26 protein-coding genes and 1 pseudogene are annotated in these 24,643 nt (G+C 69.6%); 19 read left to right on the top strand and 8 right to left on the bottom strand.

Going from position 1 to position 24,643, the window contains the following annotated elements; translation table 11 throughout:
- The first annotated feature begins 260 nt into the window (after positions 1 to 260).
- From ACOMD9_RS08230 to ACOMD9_RS08275, 10 genes and pseudogenes are all read left to right on the top strand, one after another.
- Positions 261 to 1,154 carry an urease accessory protein UreD gene (locus tag ACOMD9_RS08230; protein WP_421413601.1) on the top strand — a complete coding sequence of 298 codons (894 nt, stop codon included), beginning with the start codon at positions 261 to 263 and terminating at the stop codon, positions 1,152 to 1,154.
- A 292-nt stretch (positions 1,155 to 1,446) separates the two neighbouring features.
- A complete protein-coding gene (locus ACOMD9_RS08235; protein ID WP_421413602.1) occupies positions 1,447 to 1,749 on the top strand; it encodes an urease subunit gamma in 303 nt (100 codons plus the stop codon).
- Positions 1,750 to 1,759: 10 nt separating this feature from the next.
- Positions 1,760 to 2,062 (top strand): annotated as a pseudogene (locus ACOMD9_RS08240) (urease subunit beta); the annotation flags it as partial.
- Between the two features lie 86 nt (positions 2,063 to 2,148).
- Positions 2,149 to 3,852, top strand: coding sequence for an urease subunit alpha (gene ureC / locus ACOMD9_RS08245; protein ID WP_421413604.1), 1,704 nt, complete (start codon positions 2,149 to 2,151; stop codon positions 3,850 to 3,852).
- Between the two features lie 249 nt (positions 3,853 to 4,101).
- On the top strand, positions 4,102 to 4,614 hold the full coding sequence (ureE, locus tag ACOMD9_RS08250; protein WP_421413606.1) for an urease accessory protein UreE: 513 nt from the start codon (positions 4,102 to 4,104) through the stop codon (positions 4,612 to 4,614).
- Positions 4,598 to 5,311 carry an urease accessory protein UreF gene (locus ACOMD9_RS08255; RefSeq protein ID WP_421413608.1) on the top strand — a complete coding sequence of 238 codons (714 nt, stop codon included), beginning with the start codon at positions 4,598 to 4,600 and terminating at the stop codon, positions 5,309 to 5,311. Before ureE ends, ACOMD9_RS08255 begins: the two co-directional genes overlap by 17 nt.
- Before the next feature lie 201 nt (positions 5,312 to 5,512).
- Positions 5,513 to 6,151 carry an urease accessory protein UreG gene (gene ureG / locus ACOMD9_RS08260; protein WP_421413611.1) on the top strand — a complete coding sequence of 213 codons (639 nt, stop codon included), beginning with the start codon at positions 5,513 to 5,515 and terminating at the stop codon, positions 6,149 to 6,151.
- Positions 6,152 to 6,194: 43 nt separating this feature from the next.
- A complete protein-coding gene (locus tag ACOMD9_RS08265; RefSeq protein WP_421413613.1) occupies positions 6,195 to 6,428 on the top strand; it encodes a hypothetical protein in 234 nt (77 codons plus the stop codon).
- Between the two features lie 159 nt (positions 6,429 to 6,587).
- The gene (locus tag ACOMD9_RS08270) at positions 6,588 to 8,012 is read left to right on the top strand and encodes a phospholipase D-like domain-containing protein (protein ID WP_421413615.1); all 1,425 of its coding nucleotides are present in this window, start codon (positions 6,588 to 6,590) and stop codon (positions 8,010 to 8,012) included.
- Between the two features lie 144 nt (positions 8,013 to 8,156).
- On the top strand, positions 8,157 to 8,387 hold the full coding sequence (locus tag ACOMD9_RS08275) for a lipopolysaccharide assembly protein LapA domain-containing protein (RefSeq protein WP_421413618.1): 231 nt from the start codon (positions 8,157 to 8,159) through the stop codon (positions 8,385 to 8,387).
- Positions 8,388 to 8,393: 6 nt separating this feature from the next.
- Here the strand turns inward: ACOMD9_RS08275 and ACOMD9_RS08280 are convergent, their stop codons facing one another.
- Positions 8,394 to 9,329 (bottom strand): YihY/virulence factor BrkB family protein, encoded by a 936-nt coding sequence (locus ACOMD9_RS08280; RefSeq protein WP_421413621.1) that lies wholly within the window; start codon positions 9,327 to 9,329, stop codon positions 8,394 to 8,396.
- A 200-nt stretch (positions 9,330 to 9,529) separates the two neighbouring features.
- Here ACOMD9_RS08280 and ACOMD9_RS08285 point away from each other — a divergent pair, with 200 nt between their 5' ends.
- The 6 genes from ACOMD9_RS08285 to dcd all read left to right on the top strand — a co-directional run bounded on the left by ACOMD9_RS08285 (position 9,530) and on the right by dcd (position 14,597).
- The gene (locus ACOMD9_RS08285; RefSeq protein WP_421413622.1) at positions 9,530 to 10,204 is read left to right on the top strand and encodes a spermidine synthase; all 675 of its coding nucleotides are present in this window, start codon (positions 9,530 to 9,532) and stop codon (positions 10,202 to 10,204) included.
- Between the two features lies 1 nt (position 10,205).
- Positions 10,206 to 10,793: a hypothetical protein gene (locus ACOMD9_RS08290; protein WP_421413624.1), complete on the top strand. Its 588-nt coding sequence runs from the start codon at positions 10,206 to 10,208 to the stop codon at positions 10,791 to 10,793.
- A 53-nt stretch (positions 10,794 to 10,846) separates the two neighbouring features.
- On the top strand, positions 10,847 to 11,605 hold the full coding sequence (locus tag ACOMD9_RS08295; RefSeq protein ID WP_421413625.1) for an RNA pseudouridine synthase: 759 nt from the start codon (positions 10,847 to 10,849) through the stop codon (positions 11,603 to 11,605).
- A 121-nt stretch (positions 11,606 to 11,726) separates the two neighbouring features.
- Positions 11,727 to 12,719, top strand: coding sequence for a coiled-coil domain-containing protein (locus tag ACOMD9_RS08300; RefSeq protein WP_421413628.1), 993 nt, complete (start codon positions 11,727 to 11,729; stop codon positions 12,717 to 12,719).
- 147 nt (positions 12,720 to 12,866) lie between these two features.
- A complete protein-coding gene (gene apbC / locus ACOMD9_RS08305) occupies positions 12,867 to 13,670 on the top strand; it encodes an iron-sulfur cluster carrier protein ApbC (protein WP_421413750.1) in 804 nt (267 codons plus the stop codon).
- Between the two features lie 360 nt (positions 13,671 to 14,030).
- Positions 14,031 to 14,597: a dCTP deaminase gene (dcd, locus tag ACOMD9_RS08310; protein WP_421413629.1), complete on the top strand. Its 567-nt coding sequence runs from the start codon at positions 14,031 to 14,033 to the stop codon at positions 14,595 to 14,597.
- Positions 14,598 to 14,703: 106 nt separating this feature from the next.
- Here the strand turns inward: dcd and purN are convergent, their stop codons facing one another.
- On the bottom strand, positions 14,704 to 15,444 hold the full coding sequence (purN, locus tag ACOMD9_RS08315) for a phosphoribosylglycinamide formyltransferase (protein ID WP_421413632.1): 741 nt from the start codon (positions 15,442 to 15,444) through the stop codon (positions 14,704 to 14,706).
- Positions 15,441 to 16,505, bottom strand: coding sequence for a phosphoribosylformylglycinamidine cyclo-ligase (gene purM, locus ACOMD9_RS08320; protein ID WP_421413634.1), 1,065 nt, complete (start codon positions 16,503 to 16,505; stop codon positions 15,441 to 15,443). The genes purN and purM overlap by 4 nt, the downstream gene beginning before the upstream one ends.
- A gap of 178 nt (positions 16,506 to 16,683) precedes the next feature.
- Between purM and ACOMD9_RS08325 the strand changes: the two genes are divergently transcribed.
- Both ACOMD9_RS08325 and hda read left to right on the top strand, forming a co-directional pair.
- Positions 16,684 to 17,760, top strand: coding sequence for an AI-2E family transporter (locus ACOMD9_RS08325; protein ID WP_421413637.1), 1,077 nt, complete (start codon positions 16,684 to 16,686; stop codon positions 17,758 to 17,760).
- Positions 17,757 to 18,458: a DnaA regulatory inactivator Hda gene (gene hda, locus ACOMD9_RS08330; protein ID WP_421413640.1), complete on the top strand. Its 702-nt coding sequence runs from the start codon at positions 17,757 to 17,759 to the stop codon at positions 18,456 to 18,458. Before ACOMD9_RS08325 ends, hda begins: the two co-directional genes overlap by 4 nt.
- A gap of 3 nt (positions 18,459 to 18,461) precedes the next feature.
- Here the strand turns inward: hda and ACOMD9_RS08335 are convergent, their stop codons facing one another.
- From ACOMD9_RS08335 to ACOMD9_RS08345, 3 genes are all read right to left on the bottom strand, one after another.
- A complete protein-coding gene (locus ACOMD9_RS08335; RefSeq protein ID WP_421413642.1) occupies positions 18,462 to 18,992 on the bottom strand; it encodes a carboxypeptidase-like regulatory domain-containing protein in 531 nt (176 codons plus the stop codon).
- A gap of 143 nt (positions 18,993 to 19,135) precedes the next feature.
- The gene (locus ACOMD9_RS08340) at positions 19,136 to 19,504 is read right to left on the bottom strand and encodes a phasin family protein (RefSeq protein WP_421413644.1); all 369 of its coding nucleotides are present in this window, start codon (positions 19,502 to 19,504) and stop codon (positions 19,136 to 19,138) included.
- Positions 19,505 to 19,642: 138 nt separating this feature from the next.
- Entirely contained in the window at positions 19,643 to 20,647 is a 1,005-nt protein-coding gene (locus ACOMD9_RS08345; RefSeq protein ID WP_421413647.1) for an alpha/beta hydrolase, read from the bottom strand.
- Positions 20,648 to 20,810: 163 nt separating this feature from the next.
- Between ACOMD9_RS08345 and ACOMD9_RS08350 the strand changes: the two genes are divergently transcribed.
- Entirely contained in the window at positions 20,811 to 22,190 is a 1,380-nt protein-coding gene (locus ACOMD9_RS08350; RefSeq protein ID WP_421413648.1) for a class II fumarate hydratase, read from the top strand.
- A gap of 7 nt (positions 22,191 to 22,197) precedes the next feature.
- Here ACOMD9_RS08350 and glpD read toward each other — a convergent pair whose 3' ends face one another.
- Both glpD and ACOMD9_RS08360 read right to left on the bottom strand, forming a co-directional pair.
- On the bottom strand, positions 22,198 to 23,700 hold the full coding sequence (gene glpD, locus ACOMD9_RS08355; protein WP_421413650.1) for a glycerol-3-phosphate dehydrogenase: 1,503 nt from the start codon (positions 23,698 to 23,700) through the stop codon (positions 22,198 to 22,200).
- Positions 23,701 to 23,849: 149 nt separating this feature from the next.
- Entirely contained in the window at positions 23,850 to 24,608 is a 759-nt protein-coding gene (locus ACOMD9_RS08360; protein ID WP_421413653.1) for a DeoR/GlpR family transcriptional regulator, read from the bottom strand.
- Between the last annotated feature and the right edge of the window lie 35 nt (positions 24,609 to 24,643).

Genomic DNA, 24,643 nt, shown 5'->3' on the forward strand with positions numbered 1-24,643 from the left:
AGCGCCGAGCGCCGAGCATCGAGGCGCCCCCTGTGGTTCGCAGGGGGCGCCTTGCACCTTTCTGGCCTGTCCGCCCGTGCGCCTGCACTCGAGGGGTGCGCGATGGCTGGCTGTGGTGCACCTCAAGAGGACGCCGGGGCACTGTCCCGTGCTGGAGGTGACTCCCAATGCACTGAAAGATAAGCGTAAACCACCTCCTTCCCCAAACTGGTACGGTGCTTGCTGATAGCAGGTGATACACGCTGGATCACGAGCCGCCCATGACCGCCTTCGAGACCTCCCTGGATGCCAACCCGCCGACGGATTCCGGCCATCGCTTCGATGCCGGGCGCCGCTGGGACGCCTCCCTGGACCTGGGCTTCGCTTTGCGCCGGGACGTGACCCGCCTGGTTCATGCGCGCCATCGTGGCCCGCTGCGGGTGCAGCGGCCCTTCCATCCGGAAGGGCCTCAGGGGGCCTGCCATGTCTACCTGCTGCATCCGCCGGGTGGGCTGGTCAGCGGCGATGCCTTGAGCATCGATGTCGGCGTCCAGGGCGGCGCCCATGCGCTGCTGACCACGCCGGCGGCCAACAAGCTCTATCGGGCCGACAGCCACGGCGTGGCCTGCCGCCAGCAGGCGCGCCTGCGGGTCGGGGAGGAGGCCATTCTCGAGTGGCTGCCCCAGGAGACGATTGCCTTCGACGGGGCCCGGGGCGAGCAGCTGACCTCCATCGAGCTGGCCGGCAGCGCACGCTGCCTGGGCTGGGAGGTCATGGCGCTGGGGCGTCCGGCAAGCCGGCTCCCCTATGCCTCGGGCCGCATCGACCAGCATTTCCGGCTCACCCGCGACGGCAGGCCGCTGTGGCTCGAGCGCCAGCCACTGGACCCGGCCCACCCGCGCTTCCGTGGCTGCTGGGGGCAGGGCGGCGCCACCGTCCAGGCCACGCTCTGGGCGGTGGGCCTGGCCGATGAGACCGAGGCCGTCGAGGCCCTGCGCCAGCGGCTCGACACCTCGACCCGCTGGGCGGCCACCGGGCGCCACGGCGTGCTGCTGCTGCGCTACCTGGGCCAGGAGTGTCGCGAGGCCTGGGCGCTGTGCGAGGCGGCCTGGCGGGTGCTGCGCCCCCGGCTGCTCGGCCGCGAGGCCTGTGTACCGCGGATCTGGAGGACATGAGGAGGCGTTTGCGAAGGCCTTTGAGGCTTTTGGGGTCAGACCCGATAGCCGCGTCTTGGTGGTCAGGCACCGGCGCTGACGGTCCCTATGGGGTCAGACCCCGGCGGGGACCGGTACGGCGGGAAAGGTGCACTATGACGGGCATGGCGACTTGGCCGGGGTCTGACCCCATAGGGACCATGCCGTCGACATCGGCAGCGAACGGGAAGCCGACGCCGAGAAACACGTGGGATGCACCCCAACAGCCTACCAGCCGCGAAGCGCCGTTCTTACATCTTGAGGAGATACACCCATGGAACTGACCCCCCGAGACAAGGACAAGCTGCTGCTCTTCATGGCGGCCCAGCTGGCCGAGCGGCGCCGCGCCCGTGGCCTCAGGCTCAATTATCCCGAGGCGGTGGCGCTGATCAGCTTCGAGATCCTGGAGGGCGCCCGGGACGGGCGCACCGTGGCGGAACTGATGGGCTACGGCCGCGAGATCCTCACCCGAGATGACGTCATGGAGGGCGTGGCCGAGATGGTCGACGAGGTGCAGGTCGAGGCCACCTTTCCCGACGGCACGAAGCTGGTCACCGTTCACTCGCCGATTGTCTGAGGAGCTTCCGATGATTCCAGGTGAATACCAGTTGCAGGACGGCGAGATCGCGCTCTGCGAGGGGCGTGATCGCCTGACCCTCGAGGTCGCCAACACCGGCGACCGGCCCATCCAGGTCGGCTCCCACTACCACTTCGCCGAGGCCAACCCGGCGCTCACCTTCGATCGCGACCGTGCCCGCGGCCATCGCCTCGACGTGGCCGCCGGCACGGCGATCCGCTTCGAGCCGGGCCAGACCCGCGAGGTGACGCTGATCCCCTATGCCGGCCGGCGCCATATCTACGGCTTCCGCGGCGAGGTGATGGGCAAGCTCTCTATCGCGCCCGCTGCCGCGGCTTCTACCGCGCCCGGTGCCGCGCGAAGGCCGTCTTCCGGCGCTGCAGACCAAGGAGGGCAGTCATGAAAATCAGCCGTCAGGCCTATGCCGACATGTACGGCCCCACGGTGGGCGACCGGGTGCGCCTCGGCGACACCGCGCTGTGGATCGAGGTGGAGCGGGACGCCACCCACTATGGCGAGGAGGTGAAGTTCGGCGGCGGCAAGGTGATCCGCGACGGCATGGGCCAGAGCCAGCGCCATGACGACAGCGTGATGGACACCGTGATCACCAACGCCCTGATCCTCGACTGGTGGGGCATCGTCAAGGCCGACGTGGGGATCCAGGCCGGGCGGATCGCCGCCATCGGCAAGGCCGGCAATCCCGACACCCAGCCCGGGGTCGAGATCGTCATCGGCCCCGGCACCGAGATCATCGCCGGCGAGGGCAGGATCCTCACCGCCGGCGCCATCGATGCGCATATCCACTTTATCTGCCCCCAGCAGGTGGAGGAGGCGCTGATGAGCGGCATCACCACCATGCTCGGCGGCGGCACCGGGCCGGCCACCGGCACCAACGCCACCACCTGCACCCCGGGGGAGTGGCACATCGGCAAGATGCTCCAGGCGGTGGACGACCTGCCCATGAACATCGGCTTCCTGGGCAAGGGCAATGCCAGCCTGCCCGAGGCGCTCGAGGCCCAGCTCGAGGCCGGCGCCATGGGCCTCAAGCTCCACGAGGACTGGGGCACCACCCCGGCGGCCATCGACAGCTGCCTGGCCGTCGCCGAACGATTTGATGTGCAGATCGCCATCCACACCGACACCCTCAACGAGTCGGGCTTCGTGGAGGACACCCTGGCCGCCTTCAAGGAGCGCGGGATCCACACCTACCACACCGAGGGGGCGGGGGGCGGCCACGCGCCGGACATCCTCACCGCCTGCGCGAAGCCCTATGTGCTGCCGTCCTCCACCAACCCGACGCGGCCCTACACGGTCAACACCATCGACGAGCACCTGGACATGCTGATGGTGTGCCACCACCTGGACCCCAACATCCCCGAGGACGTGGCCTTCGCCGACTCGCGCATCCGCCGCGAGACCATCGCCGCCGAGGATATCCTGCACGACCTGGGGGTCATCTCGATGATCGCCTCGGACTCCCAGGCCATGGGCCGCGTCGGCGAGGTGATCTGCCGGACCTGGCAGACCGCCCACAAGATGAAGGTGCAGCGGGGGCTGCTGCCCGAGGACGAGGCGCTTGGCGCCGACAACTTCCGGGCCAGGCGCTATATCGCCAAGGTCACCCTCAACCCGGCCATCACCCACGGGATCGGTCACGAGGTGGGCTCCATCGAGGTGGGCAAGCTGGCCGACCTGGTGCTCTGGAAGCCGGCCTTCTTCGGCACCAAGCCCGCCATGATCATCAAGGGCGGGATGATCGCCGCCGCCCCCATGGGCGACCCCAACGCCTCGATTCCCACCCCCCAGCCGGTGCACTACCGGCCGATGTTCGGCGCTTTGGGCCGCGCCGCCAGCCAGACCCGCCTGACCTTCGTCAGCCAGGCGGCGCTGGACGCCGGCATCAAGGAGCGGCTGGGACTCGCCAGCGAGCTCTCCGCCTGTCGCAACGTGCGCGGGGTGAGGAAGGGCGACATGAAACTCAACGACGCCTGCCCGGCGCTCTCCGTGGATCCCCAGACCTACGAGGTGCGCTGCGATGGGGAACTGCTGACCTGCGAGCCCGCCACCGAGCTGCCGCTGGCCCAGCGCTATCATCTGTTCTGATGCCTTCGAGGATGGCGCCATGCTCGGAACCCCGCGCTCGCCACGCCACGCGCCCGAAACCCTGGCATCCCGGTCGGACTCCCGCGGTCGGAAAGACGGCACATCCCTGTGCCGGCTTTCCTCGATCTTCTTCCCTGAAGATCGACCGCGTCGTCTCGACCGGACTGCCAGCGGTCGCGCGAGGTGGCTCGACGGGGTCCGACCTGTCGCCTGCTCGGCTCCGAGCCTGAATTCAACGAGACGATGCCAATGCTGAAACTGACCGAACGCCTGGGCCCCATCGCGGCGGACCAGGCCACGGATACCCTGACGCTGCCCTATGAGCAACGCGTGCTGGGTCGCCTGAAAGCGACCAGCGATACCGGGCGCGAGCTGGGCCTGTTTCTCGACCGCGGCCCGGTGCTGCGCGACGGCGAGGGCCTGCGCGCCGAGAGCGGCGAGACGGTGCGGGTGAGGGCGGCCGACGAGCCGGTGGTCACCGCGCGCATCGGCGCAGGACTCCCCCTGGCACGGCTCGCCTACCACCTGGGCAACCGCCATGTGCAGCTGGCGCTGGGCGAGGACGCTCGGGGCGGCCATGTGCGCTTCCCGCCGGACCATGTGCTGGAGGCGCTGGCCGAGCGTCTGGGCGCGACGCTCGAGCGCCATCAGGCCCCCTTCGACCCGGAGCCCGGCGCCTACCAGCAGGCGGGGCACGCCCATGGCCACTCACACGGACATGATCATCACCACCAGGCCCACGACCATGACCCTGCCCATTGAGCCCGTCATGACGCCGCCGGCGGGGCAGGGCGACGACCTGGCGCTGCTGGGCCTGCTGCAGCTGGTCAGCCCCGCGCTGCCCATCGGCGCCTTCGCCTTCTCCCAGGGGCTGGAGAGCGCCTTCGAGCTGGGCTGGGTGCGTGACGAGGCCACCCTCGGCGACTGGCTGGAAGGGGTGCTGGAGGACGGCCTGACCCGCTGCGAGCTGCCGGCGCTGACCCGCCTTTCCGCCGCCTGGGCGGCGGGCGACGGCGAGGCGCTGGCCGAGTGGGATCAGTGGCTCGCCGCCAACCGCGAGACCGCGGAGCTCGCCGCCGAGGATTTGCGGCTCGGCGCCTCGCTGGCGCGCCTGCTGGACAGCCTGGCGCTGCTGCCGGCCGAGCCGACACTGCCGGAGCGGGCGGGCTATGTGACGGTCTTCGCCTGGACCGCCCATCGCCGCGGTGTGCCGGTACGCCAGGCACTGCTCGGCTTCGCCTGGGCCTGGCTCGAGAACCAGCTGGCCGTCGCCTGCAAGGCGCTGCCGCTGGGCCATACCGCCGCCCAGCGGCTGGTGGAGCGGCTGCGGCCGTCAGTGGTGGTGGCGGTGGACGAGGCGCTGACCCTTGCTGACGACGAACTCGGCCCGGCGCTGCCCGGCCTGGCGCTGGCCAGCGCCCTGCACGAGACCCAGTATTCGCGGCTGTTTCGAAGTTAGCGCCGTCGGGGACTGGTTGCCAGCGCTGCCGGTCCCTATGGGGTCAGACCCCGGCGGCGTCGAATCCGCCCGCAAGGCGCACCATGACGGGCTTCGTGACTTGGCTGGGGTCTGACCCCATAGGGGCAGCCTCGGCGCGGTCCGCCACGACCAGCACGGCCTCGACAGAATGAAAGTGATCGACAGCACAGGAGTGACGACATGACCCATTGTTTACGCGTTGGCGTCGGCGGCCCGGTGGGCTCCGGCAAGACGGCCCTGCTCAAGCAGCTCTGCCTGGCGCTGCGCGACCACTACGATATCGCCGTGGTCACCAACGACATCTATACCCGCGAGGACGCCGACTTCCTGCTCAAGCACGAGGCGCTGGCCGCGGATCGCATCCTCGGCGTGGAGACCGGGGGCTGTCCGCACACCGCCATCCGCGAGGACGCCTCCATGAACCTCGCCGCCATCGACGAGCTCCAGGCGCGCCACCCGGGCCTCGAGCTGGTGCTGGTGGAGTCCGGCGGCGACAACCTCTCGGCCACCTTCAGCCCCGAGCTCTCCGACCTGACCCTCTACGTGATCGACGTCTCCGCCGGCGACAAGATCCCCCGCAAGGGCGGGCCGGGCATCACCAAGTCGGACCTGCTGATCATCAACAAGATCGACATCGCCGAGCAGGTGCACGCCTCCCTCGAGGTCATGGAGCGCGATTCCAGGACGATGCGCGGCGAGCGCCCCTTCGTCTTCACCAACCTCTACGACGGTGTCGGCCTGGAGACGATCATCCACTTCATCCTCGAGCGCGGCATGCTGCCGGAGCGCCGGCCGCCGGAGATGGCCGCACCCACCTGACGTCAATCATCGACACACAAACCCCGGCAAGGAGAATGTCACCATGATCCCTTTCTCGACCCCCTCCAGGCGTGCCGCCCTGGCCGCCGTTCCTGTCCTGATGCTGTGCGCCGGTACGTCGCTGGCCCATCCCGGCCACGATGCCCCCACGGTGCACAGCCATACCGGCAGCCCGGTCATGCTGGCGGTGCTGGCCATCTCGGTGCTCGGCCTGGTGGCGCTGGTGCCCCTGGCGCGCCTGGCGAGGCGCCGGCGGAAGCAGCGCCTGGGCCGCTGACGCCGCCCGCCTTCCCGTCCCAGGCGTCCGGCCCCGGCCGGGCGCGCTGCGTTTCGGTGCGCCAGGGGCTATGCTGCCACTTCATCGCCGCGGACCACGGCGATCGTTCACGGCAGGGAGTGGGCCAGTATGGGACGGGTAGTGCAGGGGAGGCGACGTATGTGGCCATGGATCGTGACGCTGCTGCTGGTGGCCTGGATCGCCATGGGCACCTGGCAGCGGTTCAAGCCGCTGCCGGAAGGCATCGGTGAAGCCTGGCCGGAACGCCCCGCCGAGTCGGTGCGCTTCCTGGCCGACGAGACCTGGATCGACGGCTCGGGGGAGCGTCAGGCCCGCCGCGAGATCTTCGACGAGCTTCTGGCACTGGTGGGCCAGGCCCGGCGTCTCGTGGTGCTGGACATGTTCCTGTTCAACGACTTCGCCGGCAACGCCGACGGCGAGGCCTTCCGTCCGCTCTCCACGGAGCTGACCGACGCCCTGGTCCGCCAGAAGCGGCGTCACCCCGATCTCGAGGCGGTGGTCATCACCGACCCGCTCAACACCCTCTATGGCGGTCTCGAGCTCGACCACCTCGAGGCCCTGCGCCGGGCCGGCGTCACGGTGGTGCTGACCGATCTCAACCGACTGCGCGCCTCCAATCCCCTCTGGTCGGGGGTCTGGCATCTGGGGCCGCGCTGGCTCGGCAACGGCAGCGAGGGGGGCTGGCTGCCCAATGCCCTGGGCCCGGGGCGGGTGCCGCTGCGCAGCTATCTCGCCCTGCTCAACTTCAATGCCAACCACCGCAAGAGCCTGGTGGTCGACCAGGGTGACGGCTGGGTCGGCCTGGTGACCTCGGCCAACCCCCACGACGCCAGCAGTCTGCACGGCAACGTGGCGCTGCGCGTCGAGGGCGGGGCCGCCCTCGACCTGCTGGATACCGAGCGCCCGGTGGCGGGCTGGTCGGGGGTGTCGTTGCCCGCCCCGCGTGCGGCCGAGGCCGGCGTCCCGGCGCATGGCGCACGCCTGCAGGTGCTCACCGAGGGCGCGATCCGCGATGCGCTGGTCGCCGCCGTGGGCCGGGCCAGGTCCGGAGACCGGCTGGATATCGCCGTCTTCTACCTGTCCCACCGGGGGGTGATCGAGGCACTGCTGGCGGCCCACGGGCGTGGCGTCGACATCCGGGTGCTGCTCGATCCCAACCGCGATGCCTTCGGCCTCGAGAAGGGGGGGATCCCCAACCGGCCGGTGGCCAGGGAGCTCCATGATGCCGGCATCCACGTGCGCTGGTGCGCCACCCGCGGCGAGCAGTGCCACAGCAAGCTGCTGCTGCGCCGGCCGGCGACGGCCGGCGAGGCCGAGATGATCATCGGCTCGGCCAACTTCACCCGACGCAACCTCGACGACCTCAACCTGGAAACCAGCCTGCGCCTGATCGGCCCCGTCGATACCCCGGCCCTGAGTGAGGCCGGTGCCTTCTTCGAGCGGCGCTGGCACTCGACGCCCGACAAGGTCACCAGCGAGCCGTTTGCCGTCCACGGCGATGCCACCGCCTGGCAGCGGCTGCGCTACCGGGTGATGGAGGCCACCGGGCTCTCTACCTTCTGACGGCTGAAGGCTCCCTACCTTCTGACGGCTGAAGGCTCTCTACCTTCTGACGGCTGAAGGCTCTCGACCTTCTGAGCGCGCTCCTTGACAGCGCCATGGCCGCCGGCCAGCTTGGAAGTGTCCCCTTCGACAGGGAGAGATGGCATGGACAAGCTGCTGCTGGCCGTGAAGCTGGTCGTCACGCTGCTGGTGCTGATCCTCTTCGTGCAGAACATCGCCGTGGTGGAAGTGCGTTTCCTCACCTGGAGCCTGTCGCTGCCTCTGGCCCTGCTGCTGGTGGCGATCTACCTGCTGGGGATGGTCAGCGGGCGCAGCCTGGTGGCGCTGATCCGGCGGCTGCGCCACGGCGCCGGGGCCCGCGAGGAGCGCCGCTGACGGCCTTCAGTCCACATGGGTGACGGCCTGGCGGCGCGGGTCGATGTGCCAGGGCAGGCCGAGCCGCGCATTGCGCTCCAGCTCGGCGATCACCTGGGCGCCGAGCAGCAGGATGATGGCGCCCACCTCCAGGCTCAGCAGCACCACGATCAGGGTGGCCAGCGACCCGTAGACGGCGTTGACGAAGGAGATGTTGGCGAAGTAGTAGACCAGCAGCAGGCGCACCCCCTCCCACAGCAGGGCGGCGACGAAGCCGCCCACCACGGCTCGCCTGAGCGCGATGCCGACCACCGGGAGCACCTTGTAGATGGCGCTGAACAGCAGGAAGACCCCGAGGAAGCTGGTCAGGTTGAGCATCGGCTCCGAGAGGCCGGCCAGCGGCAGCTCGCGTCCGAACAGGGCCATCCAGAGGGCATTCAGCGAGCTGGCCAGGGTCACCAGCAGGGTCAGGGCGAGCAGTCCCGCCCCCAGGACCAGCATGAAGGCATAGGGCATCAGCACCGACACCCAGGCGCTGCGGCCGTGCAGATGGGTATCCGGAGCGTGGAAGATGATCGCCAGGGCGTCTTCCAGCATGCGGAAGGCGAAGGAGCTGAACAGCAGCAGCACCGGGAAGCCGAGGATGCCGATGACATCCCGGGAATCGAGCAGGGTGCGCACCGCCTCGAGCAGCACCTCGGCGTGGGCCGGCGCCAGGTGGCGCGCCTGGACCGACAGCACCTCGAGCAGGTGCTGCTCGTCGACCACGCCGGCCAGCAGGACCACCAGCAGGGCGAACAGCGGGACGATGGAGAGCAGGATGTTGTAGCCCACGCCGCCGGCGAGCAGGATGCCACGGTTGCGCAGGAAGGCCGTGAGCACCCGCCACAGGAAGCGGGCCATCCGCGGCAGCAGGGTGAAGGCGACGTGGTGCGAGCGGGGCGGGGGCGGAGCGTCCGTCATGTGCCATGCCTTCCGTGAGGCTGTCAGGGCATCATACGCCGGTAGCGACGATCGCCGTCAATCATGCCCGTGCCGACCCCGGCATGGCATGTGGTCGGCGACGACCGCATAATGAGCGCTGCCGGTGGTCGTCCGGCGCGTCATCGGGGCTTGGCGCGACGGCTCCCCGGACACCCGTTTCCTTCCGTCAACGAGGCATCATGGCCAAATTCGAAGAGATCGGCACGGCGAGCATCCCCGGTCAGGGCAGCGAGCTGCGGCTGCTGAGACGCAACGACGAGTTCTCCATCCGCATCGCCGGCAAGGGTGGCGAGCTGATGAATACCCGCCTGCATGGCTCCGAGGATGCCCTGGCCGAGCTGGCCTGCCAGCGGATTGCCGACCGTCCCGCTGCCCGGGTGCTGGTCGGCGGCCTGGGCATGGGCTTCACCCTCGCCGCCGCGCTGGCCGTGCTGGGGGAGGACGCCGAGGTGGTGGTCGCCGAGCTGGTGCCGGGGGTGGTCGAGTGGAACCGCGGGCCGCTCGGCATGGCCGCCGGCCGCCCCCTGGACGATCCCCGCACCCGGGTCAGCCTGGGGGACGTGGGCGAGCTGCTGCGCCGCGAGCCCGGCGGCTTCGACGCCATCATGCTCGACGTGGACAACGGCCCCGAGGGCCTGACGCGCCGCGAGAACGACTGGCTCTACTCGCCCGAGGGACTCGCCGCCGCCCAGGAGGCACTGCGTCCCGACGGCGTGCTGGCGGTCTGGTCGGCGGGTCAGGATCCCGCCTTCACCGAGCGCCTGCGGCGCGTCGGCCTGCTGGTCGAGGAGGTCACGGTACGCGCCCATCGCCCCGGGAAGGGGGCGAAGCACCGGATCTGGCTGGCCAGTTGAGATGCGCTCGGTTGCACTCCCGTGGCTGCTTGCCGTGCTGCTGCTGAGCGGCTGTGCCGGGCGCCTCTCTCCCCCGGTGGCCCCCGTCGACCCCGTCGAGGTCTACCTGCTCGACCATGGCCGCCATGCCAGCCTGGTGTTGCCCCTGGCCCGGGGCGGAATGGTGCGCTACAGCTATGGCGAATGGGGCTGGTACGTCGAGGGACGCCGGCATCTGCTGGCCGGCGTCGCGGCTCTGCTGTGGCCAACGGCCAGCGGGCTGGGGCGCGGGCTGCACGAGGAGATCGATAGCCCCGCGCAGCTCCATCGGCTGGCGCCGGAAGGCCTGGCGCGCGTCTACCCCCTCCAGGCAGAGTCCGACCGGGTGGCGGCGCTGAGGCGTCGGCTCGATGCCCACTTCCGCGAGGGAGGCGTGGCACCGACCTACAGCGCCGAGTTCGACCTCGAGTTCGTCCCCTATCCCCGCGCCTACTGGCTGACCCACCAGTCCAACCTGGTCACCGCCCAGTGGCTGCGGCGGCTGGGCATCGAGGTCAGGGGCATTCCCTGGCTCTCCAACTGGCGTCTCGAGGCACCCCCCGCCCCCTGAAGCGGCACCGAAGCGGGTACAATCCCTTCCCCCTCAACCTCCCGGGACCCGACATGACCACGACCGATAGCCCGAGCTCCACCGGTGACGCCCCCGGCACGGAGCGTCTTTCCAAGCGCCTGGCGCGACGGCTGGCCTGCTCCCGTCGCGAGGCGGAGCAGTATATCGCCGGCGGCTGGGTCCTGGTCGACGGCCAGGTCGTCGAGGAGCCGCAGTTCAAGGTCGGCGAGCAGCGTGTCGAACTGGCGGCGGGGGCCCGGGCGGAGGCGATCCCCCCGGCCACCCTGCTGCTCAACTGTCCCCCCGATCATGGCGGCCTCGAGGCCGCGGCGCTGGCGAGGACGCTGATCACCCCGGCCACGCGCCGGGAGCAGGATGCCGGGGCGCGGCGAGTGCTCAAGGCGCACTTCCGCGGCCTGACGGTGATGCTGCCCCTGGTCGCCGGCGAAGGCGGGTTGCTGGTCTTCACCCAGGACCGTGGTGTGGCGAGACGGCTCGACGAGCAGACCGCCCGGCTGGAGCAGGAGTGGCTGGTCGAGGTGGACGGCAGCCTCGACGAGGAAGGGCTGGCAGCGCTGCGGCGTGGCGAGGCGATCCCCGGCCGCCGGCTGGCCCCCGGCAGGGTGAGCTGGCAGAGCGAGAACCGTCTGCGTTTCGCCCTCAAGGGCATGGTGCCGGGGCAGCTGGAGGCGATGTGCCGGGCCCTGGGGCTGGGCGTGATCTCGCTGAAGCGCCTGCGCATCGGCGGCGTCTCCCTGGGACGCGTCCCCCCGGGGCAGTGGCGCTACCTGGAGCCCGGCGAGCGATTCTGAGCCTTCGCGCCCTCGCTTTCCCCCCCTGCGATCGCTATGTATGCTGAAGGTGTTGCATCCATGCCGCGCGGCCCAGCCGGTCGGTACCGATTCGTAGCCTGAATCCGAGAGGAGACGTCGCATGTCGGAAACCTCGCAGAATTCACTGTTCAAGGACAATCGTGTCAAGGGACTGGCCGCCGTGGCCGTCGTGGCCGTCATCTGGGCGCTGTTCGCCCAGTCCAGCGCCAGCTCGCACAAGGAGGAGGTCGAGGCGCTGGAGTCCCGGCTCTCCGCCATGGAGGACGAGAATGCGTCACTCACCAGTCAGCTCGCCGAGCGAGATGAAGCCGAGGCCGACATCGAGTCGCTCGAGGCCCGCCTGGGAGAGCTGCGTGAGGAGCAGGAGGGAGCCGAGGCCGAGCTCGAGCGGGCCCAGCTCGAAGTCGCGGCGGCCAGAGCCGATCTCGAGGAGGCGCAGGCCTCGCGAGAGGCGGTGACGGCCGATGTCGAGGGTGCCGAGGAGCGCCTGAACGAGGGGCAGGAGGCACTGGCCGCACTGCAGCAGGAGTATGACGAGACCGAGCAGGCCCGACAGGATGCCGACCAGGCACGCCAGGAGGCGGAGGCCGCCCGGCAGGAGGCCGAGGAGGCACGCCAGGAGGCGGAAGCCGCCCGTCAGGAGGCCGAGGAGGCACGCCAGCAGGCCGAACGGGATCGCGAGCAGGCCATCGCCGACCTCGAGGCGTTGCAGGCCGAGAGCGAGGAGGCCGAGGCGCGTCTCGCCTCGCTGGGCGACGAGATCGGCGAGCAGGAAGCGCGGCGCGACGCCCTGACCGATGAGCTCGGCGAGCTCGAGCAGCAGCGCGAGACGCTCGAGGGGCAGCTCGAGGCCGTCCGCCAGGAGCGGGACGAGGCCGAAGCGGCCCTGGAGGAGGCCCGCAGCGAGCGCGACGACCTGCTGGTGGCCATCGAGATCGGCCGGGACGAGATCGAGGCCATCGACGCGGAGATCGAGCGTCGTCGATCACAGCTGGAGCGCCTGGAGTCACAGCTGGAGGCGTGGCGCAGCGAGCTGGCCGAGCTGGAAGCCAACCTGGAAGCCGGCCAGGCCCTGGAGGCCGACCAGGACTGACGCGAGCGTCGGCTGTCGGAATGCGAACGGCGAGCCTGGCTCGCCGTTCGCGCGTGCGGGCATTGCATCCTCCTCGACCCCGGCGGGTATACTGGCCTGGCAGCCGCCGCGGGCGGTGCTGCCCAACAGCTAAAGGAGCGAGTCGTGATCGAAGGGGTGAAGCATATCGTCGCCGTGGCATCCGGCAAGGGCGGGGTGGGCAAGTCCACCGTCGCCGTCAACCTGGCACTGGCCATGGCCGCCGAGGGCTACCGCGTCGGCATCCTCGATGCCGACATCTACGGCCCCAGCCAGGCGCAGATGCTGGGCGTGGGCGAGGGCGTGCGCCCCCAGTCCGCCGGCGAGAACCGCTTCAGGCCGCTGGAGGCCCACGGCATCCAGGCCATGTCCATGGCCTTCATGGTCGACATCCGCGAGCCCATGGTGTGGCGCGGTCCGATGGTGGCCGGTGCCTTCCAGCAACTGCTGGGCCAGACCGCCTGGGACGACCTGGACTATCTGTTCATCGACATGCCCCCGGGGACCGGGGACATCCAGCTGACCCTGGCCCAGAAGGTGCCCGTGGACGGTGCGGTGATCGTCACCACGCCCCAGGACATCGCCCTGCTCGACGCCCGCAAGGGCATCGAGATGTTCCGCAAGGTGAACGTGCCGGTGCTGGGCGTGGTGGAGAACATGAGCCTGCATGTCTGCTCGAACTGCGGCCACCGCGAACCGATCTTCGGTGAGGGGGGCGGCGAGCGCATCGCCGGCGAGTACCAGACCCGGGTACTGGGTCGGCTGCCACTCACCCTGTCGATCCGCGAGCAGGTGGACGGGGGGCGCCCCACCGTGGTCGCCGAGCCGGATGGCGAGGTGACGGCCACCTTCCGCGACATGGCACGCCAGGTGGCCGAGCAGATCCGGGAGCAGTCGCCCGAGGGGCCGAGCATCTCCTTCAGCGACGACTGAGCCGGCCAAGGCTCTATCGCCGTTCATTTCCAAGTGTTCCAGTAGCGGGGCTGATCCGGAGGCAGGTCCCGGAGCGCCGGACCGACGAGGAGGCGCTGTGAACCCTTCCCTGGGCGCTACCGATTCCCTGCGGCGCTCTCGCATCCTGCTCCGCTTGCAGGGCCGGTGCTGGCCATCCATGGCCAGCCCGTTCGGAGCAGTGCTCCTCACCCCTGGAATCGGACCTCCTCTTCGACCTGCCCCCGGCGCCCGCTATGCATCCAACTGCGACTGCTTGCTGAGCAGGCAGTGACGTCGATCCACGGGGCCGCTATCATGACGGCCCCGACTTCTTCCTCCGATACCCACCAGGACGTCCCGATGAGCATCAAATCCGACAAGTGGATCCGCCGCATGGCCGAGCGGGAAGGCATGATCGAGCCCTTCGAGGCCGAGCAGGTGCGCTACGTGAACGATCGTCGGGTGATCTCCTACGGGACCTCCAGCTACGGCTACGACGTGCGCTGCGCCGACGACTTCAAGGTCTTCACCAACATCCACTCGGCGGTGGTGGATCCCAAGGCCTTCGACGACAAGAGCTTCGTCGACATCAAGGGCGACGTCTGCGTCATCCCGCCCAACTCCTTCGCCCTGGCCCGCACCGTCGAGTACTTCCGCATCCCGCGCAGCGTGCTGACCATCTGCCTGGGCAAGTCGACCTATGCCCGCTGCGGGATCATCGTCAACGTGACGCCGCTGGAACCGGAATGGGAAGGGCACGTCACCCTGGAGTTCTCCAACACCACCAACCTGCCGGCCAAGATCTACGCCAACGAGGGGGTGGCGCAGATGCTGTTCCTGGAGTCCGACGAGGAGTGCGCGACCTCCTACAAGGATCGCGGCGGCAAGTACATGGGGCAGCGGGGCGTCACGCTTCCCCGCACCTGACCCCGGGAGCTGTAAGCCATAAGCTTGAAGCTGTAAGAAAAAGCGAACCCCACAGTCGCCAGGCTCGTGGGGTTCGCTTTTGACTATCTAGCTTCCAGCTTACAGCTTACAGCTCTTGATCCTCGTCGAGCTCCTCGGCGGCATCGGCATGGGACATCCGCAGCCCCTGGGGCGGCAGCGGCAGGCCGTCGAAGGTGGCGCCGTCGGCGCCGAGCTGCAGGCGTCCCTCCAGGAACCACTTCACCGCGATGGGGTAGATCAGGTGCTCGCGGGCGTGGACCTTCTCCTTCAGGCTCTCCTCCGTCTCGCCATCGGCGACCTCGACCGCGGCCTGCAGCGCCACCGGCCCGCCATCGAGCTCCTCGGTGATGAAGTGCACGCTGCAGCCGTGCTCGCTGACGCCGTCGGCCAGCGCCCGGGCATGGGTGTTCAGGCCCTGGTAGGCGGGCAGCAGCGACGGGTGGATGTTGAGCATGCGGCCGAGGTAGCGTTGCACGAAGCGCGGCGTGAGGATGCGCATGAAGCCCGCCAGCACGATCAGGTCGGGCTCGTGGCGCTCGATCACCTTGATCAGGGCGCCGTCGTAGGCGTCGCGGCTCTCGTACTCGCGGTGCGGCAGCACCACGGCGTCGATGCCGGCGTCCCGGGCGCGCTGCAGGCCGTAGGCGTCGGGCTCGTTGGAGATCACCGCGACGATCTCGCCGCCCAGCCTGTCGTGGGCCTGCTCGTCGATCAGCGCCTGGAGGTTGCTGCCGTTGCCCGAGATCAGCACCACCACGCGGCGGGCCTCGCCGGGCTCCGGGGTGATCTCCCTGAGGGTGTCGCTCTGGTAGCCGGGTCCGCTCATGCCTCGAGATTCTCCAGTCGCACCGGCGCCTCGTCACCGCGGCGTGCGACGATCTCGCCGATGCGGTGCACGGTCTCGCCCTGGGCCTGCAGGTGGGCGCGGGCCCGGTCGGCCTCGTCGGCGGGAACCACGATCACCATGCCGATGCCGCAGTTGAGCACGCGGTGCATCTCGTGCTCGTCGACATTGCCCTGCTGCTGCAGCCAGTCGAATACCGCCGGACGGGTCCAGCTCGCCACGTCGATCCGCGCGCCGAGGCCTTCGGGCAGCACCCTCGGGATGTTCTCCAGCAGGCCGCCGCCGGTGATGTGGGAGAGGGCGTGCACGGGCACGCCGCTCTCCCGGATCAGCGACAGCAGCGGCTTGACGTAGATGCGGGTGGGGGCAAGCAGGGCGTCGCCCAGTGGCTGGCCATCGATGGCGGTGTCGAGGTCGGCCGGGCCGACCTCGAGGATCTTGCGGATCAGCGAGTAGCCGTTGGAGTGCGGGCCGGATGAGGCCATGCCCAGCAGGACGTCACCCTCGGCGACCCGGTGGCCGTCGAGGATCTCGGACTTCTCCACCACGCCGACACAGAAACCGGCCAGGTCGTAGTCGCTGCCCTCGTACATGCCGGGCATCTCGGCGGTCTCGCCGCCCACCAGGGCACAGCCGGCCTGCTCGCACCCCTCGCCGATGCCGGTCACCACGTCGGCGGCGATGTCCACATCCAGCTTGCCCGTGGCATAGTAGTCGAGGAAGAACAGGGGCTCGGCGCCGGCCACCACCAGGTCGTTGACGCACATGGCCACCAGGTCGATGCCGATGGTGTCGTGGCGGCCCAGGTCCATGGCCAGGCGCAACTTGGTGCCCACCCCGTCGGTGCCGGAGACCAGTACCGGCTCGCGATAGCCGGCAGGCAGCTGGCACAGGGCACCGAAGCCGCCCAGTCCACCCATCACCTCGGGACGGGAGGTGCGCCTGGCCACGCCCTTGATGCGATCGACCAGGGCATTGCCGGCGTCGATGTCGACACCGGCATCCTTGTAGCTGAGCGAGGGGCGGGAAGTGGAATCGGTCATGACCTGTCCTGTATGAGAATGGCTGTCGGTGAGTCGTCGGAATAGCGCGTCGCTGGCCGTCGCAGGCCGACGGGCAGTGGGCAAGATCGGGGCGTGAATTGTAGCATCATGCGGCAGGGCTGGCAGCCGTCGGCTCGCCTGCATCGCCAGGGCAGGTATCGGCAACGGGGAGGAAGGGATGCGCAGAGAGTGGTGGGTATTGATCGGCGTCGTGGCGCTGGTATGGCTGCTGTTTCGCCTCGAGGCGATGCTGATGCCGTTCATCGCCGGCATGATACTGGCCTACCTGGTCGACCCCATGGCCAACCGGCTCGAGGGCTGGGGCCTGTCGCGTCCGCTGGCGGTGTCTGCTGTCTTCCTGGTCCTGCTGCTGGTGCTGGCGGTGGGGCTGCTGGTGCTGATCCCGCTGCTCGTCCAGCAGTTCCGCCAGTTCGGCCAGATGATTCCCGGCATCTTCGCGTGGATGGAGTCGGTGCTGGCGCCCCAGCTGCAGGCCTGGACGGGGTTCGACGTGGGCGGCGAGCTGAGCAACGTGCAGGAAGCGCTTTCCGAGCACTGGCAGGATGCCGGAGGTTACCTGGCCCAGTTCCTCGGCCAGGTCGGTCGCTCCGGCATGGCCTTCGTCACCTGGGTCACCTATGTGGCGCTGATACCCGTCGTGACCTTCTACCTGCTGCTCGACTGGGAGCGCCTGATGACCAGCATTCGCGACCTTCTGCCGCGGGGCTGGGAGGCCGATGTGGTGCGCCTGGTCCGGCGCTGCGACGAGGTGCTCTCCGCCTTCCTGCGAGGTCAGCTGCTGGTGATGCTGTGCCTCGGTGCCATCTATGCCATCGGCCTGTCGCTGATGGGCGTGCGCTTTGGCGTGCTGATCGGGCTGATCGCCGGCCTGGCCAGCATCGTGCCCTTCCTCGGGTTCATCGTCGGCATCAGCGTGGCGCTGGTCGTGGCCTTCTTCCAGTTCGGCGGCTGGCTGGCCCTGGTCGGCGTGGTGGCGGTCTTCTCCCTCGGCCAGGTCATCGAGAGCACCGTGCTCCAGCCCAAGCTGCTGGGGAACCGGATCGGCCTGCACCCCGTGGCGGTGATCTTCGCCGTGCTGGCCGGCGGCAACCTGTTCGGCTTCACCGGGGTGCTGCTGGCGCTGCCGGCGGCGGCCGTGATCATGGTACTCTTGCGGGAACTCAACGACCGCTACAAGAACAGCACCTTGTACGACGCCAGACAACGCCGCACCGACGACGAGGAGTCGACATGAGCCGAGCACCCGCGCAGCTTCCGTTGGGCGTGGGGCTGCGGGACGATGCCACCTTCGCCAACTTCCTTGCCGGCGCCAACGCCCCCCTGGTCGACCGGCTGGTCCACCAGCTCGACGGCGGCGGCGAGCCCTTCCTCTACCTGTGGGGCAAGCCCGGGGTGGGGCGCAGCCACCTGCTGCAGGCGGCCTGCCACTGCGCCTCCGATCGCGACCGGCGGGCCCTCTACCTGCCCCTGGAGGAGCTGGGGCATTTCCCACCGCTGATGCTCGAGGAGGTCGAGCGACTCGACCTGGTGGCCATCGACGACCTGGAGCGCGTGGTCGGTCGCAAGCGCTGGGAGGAGGCGCTGTTCCATGCCTTCAACCGGCTTCGCGATGCCGGCAGCCGGCTGGTGATCGCGGCCGAGGCGCCTCCCCGGCAGCTGCCGGTACGGCTCCCCGACCTGGCCTCGCGACTGACCTGGGGCGTGACCTTCCAGGTGCAGGGACTGGATGACGACCAGCGCCTGGCCGCCCTGACGCTGCGCGCCCGGGCGCGCGGCATGCAACTCTCCGACGAGGTCGCCCGCTACATCCTGCATCGCGGTCCCCGCCGGCTGGGCGAGCTGTTCGAGGCCCTGGAGGCGCTGGACCGTGCCTCGCTCTCCGCCCAGCGCAAGCTCACCATTCCCTTCGTCAAGCAGGCGCTGGGCTGGTAGGCGTCACCGGCTCAGGTCGACCTCCAGGCGCTGGCCATGGCCCAGCGACACCTGGCGGATGATGATCCGCCGTTCGCCGCTGGCGCGATCCACCACGCTGCCCGAGACGTAGAACTCCCCGGGCGGCAGTCCGTCGAGGCGGAAGCGGCCGTTGCCGCCGGTGCGGGTGGTGTGGGTGTACGCCCGGGCTCGCGGGTCGGCGGGCTCCACGGCGCGTCCGGCCAGGGCCTGTTCGGCGGCCTCGGCGGAGTAGGTGGTCACCGGCGCCACCGACACGGTCTCGCCGGCAGCCGGGGTGCCGTTGAGGCTCAGGCGGCCGCTGATGACACTGCTGCCGCGCGTCGGCAGGGCGGCATACTCCGCCTCCGGAAAGGCCACCTGTCGCGCCACACGATCGGGGGCGGTGCGTTCCCGCTCGGGTTCCCGCTCGATGCCGATGTCGATCACCTCGATACGGTCGGTCGGGGCGGGGGGTACGATCTCGCAGCCGACCAGCAGCAGGGCCGACAGCACGACGAGCATCCAGCGTTTCATGATCTCTACTCCCGGTGGTGGACGCCCGGGACCCGACGGGGAATCCCGAGCAAGCAGAGCTTAACGCAAAAGGGCCACCGATCGAGGATCGGTGGCCCTTTCAAGCGCTGGCCGGCACGCGGCCGGACCAGGCGGCAATCGGCTTACTTGGCGGCCTTGGTGGCCGTCTCCTGAGCCTGCTTGACGTTCGCTTCGGTGAGCTTCTGGCTCTTCTGCACGAAGTCCTGCTGCAGGTTGACGACCTTCTCGGCATCACCCTTGAGGCGCTCGGTCAGGTCCTTGGCGACCTTCTGCTGGCCTTCCATGTAGGTGCGCAGGCCCTCGGCATCCTTGACGTTCATCAGGCTGCGCAGCTGGGCCAGGCCGGTGTCGGTGTAGGCCTTGCCGGCGTCGAGCTGGGCGTTGACCAGCTTCTCGGCATAGTCGACCGACAGCGACGCATAGGCGCGGGCCGGGCCGAAGAACATGGACTCGAACTGCTCGGTGAACTGCTTGGTATCGAAGTCTTGCATCGTGAAACCCTCCGGGGCTCTTGAAGTCTCGGGAAGCCACACGGGAGTGTCGCCTTTCCCTTCCTGTTGCGCTGCACAATAGCAGAGCATTTTGTGCAGTGCAACATCCCCGGGCGAAAACCTCGCCAGTCGAGTGGATCAGCCGTCGCAGAGTCGCTGACGGGCCGTGTCGTGGTCGATCTCGTGACCCGAGGGCAGCGGCGCCCGCGTATCCAGCAGCCAGGCGGCGATGTCCTCATGGGTCGCGGTGTCGCCGCTGTAGCGGGTCAGCATGTGGAAGCCGTCGGGATAGAGCACCAGCCGGTGGGCGGTGTCGCCGGGCAGGCGCCGGAGCAGCCGGCAGATCGGCTCCGGGGGAATCACCTGGTCCTGCTCGCCGTAGAGCAGCAGGGACGGCGGCGGCAGGCGCTCGCCGGCCCGGCTGGCGGCATCCATCAGCTGGCTCAGGCCGTACAGGGTGTCGACGCGGGCGCGGCGCTGGATCAGCGGGTCGTCGAGCATGGCGCGCATCACCTCCGGGTCATCGGTGGGCCGGATGCCCAGTCGCCGCGTGATCTGCGAGGAGAGGGTCAGGCCGGGGAAGAGGGTCGCGGCGGCCCGCAGGCCGAGTCGCTGATACCAGGGCATGGTCTCGAGCCCCCAGACCGCCGGTGCGATCAGCACCGCACCGTCCACCTCGAGGGGGGGCGCGGCGGTGACCGCGAGCAGGGTCACGGCGGCCCCCATGCTCTTTCCGACCAGGTAGAGGGGCGACTCCGGGTAGCGCTCCCGCAGCAGGCGGGCGACCAGCCTGGCGTCATCGACCAGGCGCTGCTCGCCGTGCCAGAGGCCGCGCCCGTGAGTGGTGCCGAAGCCGCGCTGGTCGATGGCATGCACGGCGATGCCGCGGGGCCGGAGCGCACGTGCCAGGGGCTCGAAGCTGCCGGCATGGTCGTTGAACCCGTGCAGCGCCAGGATCACCACCGCGGGCTCCTCCGCCGGCAGCCAGCGCCGCATCGGCAGCTGGTAGCCATCCTCGGCGATCACCCGGCCATCTCTCAGCTCGGCGGTGACCTCGGCCGCGGGGGGCGCAGCCCCGCTGGCGGCACAGCCGGCCAGCCAGACGGCGACGAGCAGCGGCAGTTGCCGTGCGACCCTGGTCAAGCAAGAGCGGCTGAGCATCATGCACGGTTCCGTCCTGGTGCCATCACCTCGACGACCATAGCGGAGCCCGGGGGGCATTGGCGAGTGCCGCCTTGCAAGCGGCGTGCGGCGGCACCATGGTGAAGGGTGACGTCCCGCAGCGTCCTTCGACAAGGAGAAGGCCATGAGCGACCATCGCATCGAGCGTGACAGCATGGGCGAGCTCGAGGTGCCCGCCGGGGCCCTCTACGGCGCCCAGACCCAGCGCGCAGTCAACAACTTCCCGGTCTCCGGCCAGCCCATGCCGGCGGCCTTCATCCACGCCATCGCGCGAATCAAGCTGGCCGCGGCGAGGGTCAACCGGGATCTCGGCCTGCTCGACGCCGAGCGGGCCGGGGCGATCGGCGCTGCCGCCGAGGCGGTGATCGCCGGCGAGCATGACGACCAGTTCCCGGTAGACGTCTTCCAGACGGGCTCGGGTACCTCGAGCAACATGAACGTCAACGAGGTGATCGCCCGCCTGGCCAGTCGCGACGGCCTGGCGGTGGGCCCCAACGACCACGTCAACATGGGCCAGTCGAGCAACGACGTCGTTCCCACCGCCATCCATCTCTCCGCGGCGCTGGAGGTGCAGTCACGGCTGCGGCCGGCCCTGGTGCACCTGCGCCGGACCATCGATGCCCGGGCCGCCGAACTCGACGGCGTGGTCAAGACCGGGCGGACACACCTGATGGATGCCATGCCACTGCGCATGAGCCAGGAGCTGGGGGGCTGGTCGAGCCAGGTGGGGCAGGCCATCGAGCGCCTCGACAGCGCCCTGGTGCGCCTCTGCCGACTGGCCCAGGGGGGCACGGCGGTGGGGTCGGGCATCAATGCGCACCCCGAGTTCGCGGACCGCATGGCCCGGGACCTGGGGGGGCAGACCGGGCTGGCGCTGTCGCCGAACGACAGCTTCTTCGCCGGGCTGGCCTCCCAGGATGCCGCGGTGGAGCTGTCGGGACAGCTCAGGGGGCTCGCCTGCGTGGTGATGAAGATCGCCAACGACCTGCGCTGGATGAACTCCGGCCCCCTGGCGGGGCTCGGCGAGATCGAACTCGAGGCCCTGCAGCCGGGCAGCTCGATCATGCCGGGCAAGGTCAACCCGGTGATCCCCGAATCCGCCGCCCAGGCCGCGGCCCAGGTGATCGGCCTGGATACCGCGGTGACGGTGGCCGGGCAGAGCGGCAACTTCCAGCTCAACGTCATGCTGCCGCTGGTCGCCAACAACCTGCTTACCGCCATCGGGCTGATGACCCGCACCGCCGCGCTGCTGGCCGATCGCGCCATCGCCACCTTCAAGGTGCGCGAGGAGAACCTGCGTCAGCCGCTGGCGCGCAACCCCATCCTGGTCACGGCGCTGAACTCGGTGATCGGCTACGACGCCGCCGCGGCCATCGCCAAGCAGGCCTACCAGGCGGGACGGCCGATCCTCGAGGTGGCCGAGGAGGCGACCGACCTGTCGCGGGACGAGCTCGAGCGGCTGCTCGATCCCGCGGCCCTGACCCGGGGCGGGATTCCCGGCTGAAACGGCATCAGGCCGCCACCTGGTGCCGGTGTGCCTGGACATGCTCGGCCAGCCGGGCGGTCTGGGTCGCGTCGAGTCGCAGCCCGAGCTTGGTGCGGCGCCAGAGGATGTCCTCGGCGCTGCGTGCCCATTCATGGTCGACCAGGTAGTCCACCTCGGCGGCGGTAAGCCCGGCACCGAACGACTCGCCCAGCGCCTCGTCACGGGCGGCGCCCCGGAGGAAGCGCAGGCAGAGGCTGCCATAGCTGCGCGCGAAGCGCCGGGCCCGTGCCTCGCCGAGGAAGGGAAAGTCGGCCAGCAGGCGGGCGGTGAAACGGTGCGGGTCGCCGATGTCGCCACCGGGCAGCGGTGCCTCGGCGGTCCAGGGCCCCTGCATGCCGGGAAGGTGAGGTCGCAGGGAGCGCAGGGCCGTCTCCGCGAGCTTGCGGTAGGTGGTGATCTTGCCGCCGAACACCGACAGCAGGGGGGCGCCCCGGGTATCCAGGTCGAGGGTATAGTCGCGGGTCATGGCCGAGGGGGCCGCCGACTCGTCGTCGCACAGCGGGCGCACGCCGGCGAAGGTGGCGATCACGTCGTCGCGCCCCAGCTGGCGACGGAAGTGGCCGTTGACCACCTCGAGCAGGTAGTCCACCTCCTCGTCGGAGGCCGTCACCCGCCCGGGGTCCCCTTCATGGTTCCTGTCGGTGGTGCCGATCAGGCTGAAGGACTCCTCGTAGGGCAGCACGAAGACGATGCGCCGGTCGCTGTTCTGCAGGATGTAGGCGCGGTCGTCGCGGTTGAGGCGATCGACGATCAGGTGGCTGCCGCGGATCATGCGGATGGCGTAGCGGGAGCGCCTGCCGGCCTGCCCCCGTACCACCTGCTCCACCCAGGGGCCGGCGGCGTTGACCAGCACCCGGGCCCGGCGCTCGAGGCGGCTGCCCGTCTCGACATCCTCCAGTTCGACCACCCAGTGGCCGGCCTCCTCGCGGGTCCCGACGCAGCGCGTGCGGACCAGGACCTCGGCGCCGTGCTCGCGTGCCTGGAGAGCATTGAGGACCACCAGGCGGGCATCGTCCACCCAGCAGTCGGAGTACTCGAAACCGCGCGAGATGTCCGGGCTGAGCCCGTCCTCCTCGGCGAAGGTCACCCCCCGCGAGCCGGGCAGGCGTTGCCGCCTGCCGAGGTGGTCGTAGAGGAACAGGCCCGTGCGCAGGACCCAGGCCGGCCGCAGGTGAGGGCGGTGGGGCAGGATGAAGCGCAGTGGCCAGATGATATGGGGCGCCTTGGCCAGCAGCACCTCGCGTTCGCGCAACGCCTCGCGAACCAGGCGGAACTCGCGGTGCTCCAGGTAGCGCAGGCCACCGTGGATCAGCTTGCTGCTGGCCGAGGAGGTGGCGCTGGCCAGGTCGGCCTGCTCGCACAGCCCCACCCCCAGGCCCCGACCGGCGGCATCCGCGGCGATGCCGGTGCCGTTGATGCCGCCGCCGATGACGAAGAGGTCGAGCATGTCGTTCGCCCTGTCGCTCATGAAGGTCTCCCGCCCGGCCGGGCCGGGTCGCTGCTGTCCTGTTTGATGTTAGAAAACGAAAATAGATTAATCAATATCGAACATCAAGGGGCGAGGCGAATGCCGCGACACGGTCGTCGCCGGCGGAGGGGGGGCGGGTGCGAATCGGCTCAGGCGATATGCAGGGCCACGTCGTGCGCCTCGAGCAGGCGCAGGATGGCGTCGGAAGGGCGACGGTCGGTGAACAGGGCGTCGAGCTGGCCGATATTGCCCTGGCGCACGACCGGGTTGCGGTGGAACTTGGAGTGATCGGCGGCCAGGAACACCTGGCGAGAGTTGCGGATGATCGCCTGGGCGACGCGCACCTCCTGGTAGTCGAACTCCAGCAGCGAGCCGTCCTCGTCGATGCCGCTGATGCCGATGATGCCGAAGTCGACCTTGAACTGGTTGATGAAGTCGATGGTGGCCTCGCCGATGATCCCGCCGTCCCGCGGTCGCACCTGGCCGCCGGCGATGATGACGTTGAAGTCCTCCTTGTGCTGGAGGATCGCGGCCACCTTGAGGTTGTTGGTGATCACCTCCAGGCCCTGGTGCTCGAGCAGGGCCTCGGCCACCACCTCGTTGCTGGTGCCGATGTTGATGAACAGCGAGGCGTGGTCGGGAATGTGGCGGGCCAGCAGGGCGGCGATTCGGCGCTTGGCGTCCAGGTTCAGGGTCTTGCGGGTATTGTAGGAGGTGTTGACGGTGCTCGACTCGAGCCCGGCGCCGCCATGGACCCGACGGATCAGGCCTTCGCCGGCCAGGGCGTTGAGGTCGCGACGGATGGTCTGGGGGGTGACCGTGAAGTGGTCGGTGAGCTGCTCGATGCTGGCATAGCCCTGGCGGCGGACCAGGTCGACGATGGCGTCCTGTCGTTGCTGCTGGTTCATGTCGGCTCCTTGTCTGTGGCCCCATTGTATGCCAT

The sequence above is a fragment of the Halomonas terrestris genome (assembly GCF_049166755.1).
Lineage (GTDB): Bacteria > Pseudomonadota > Gammaproteobacteria > Pseudomonadales > Halomonadaceae > Halomonas.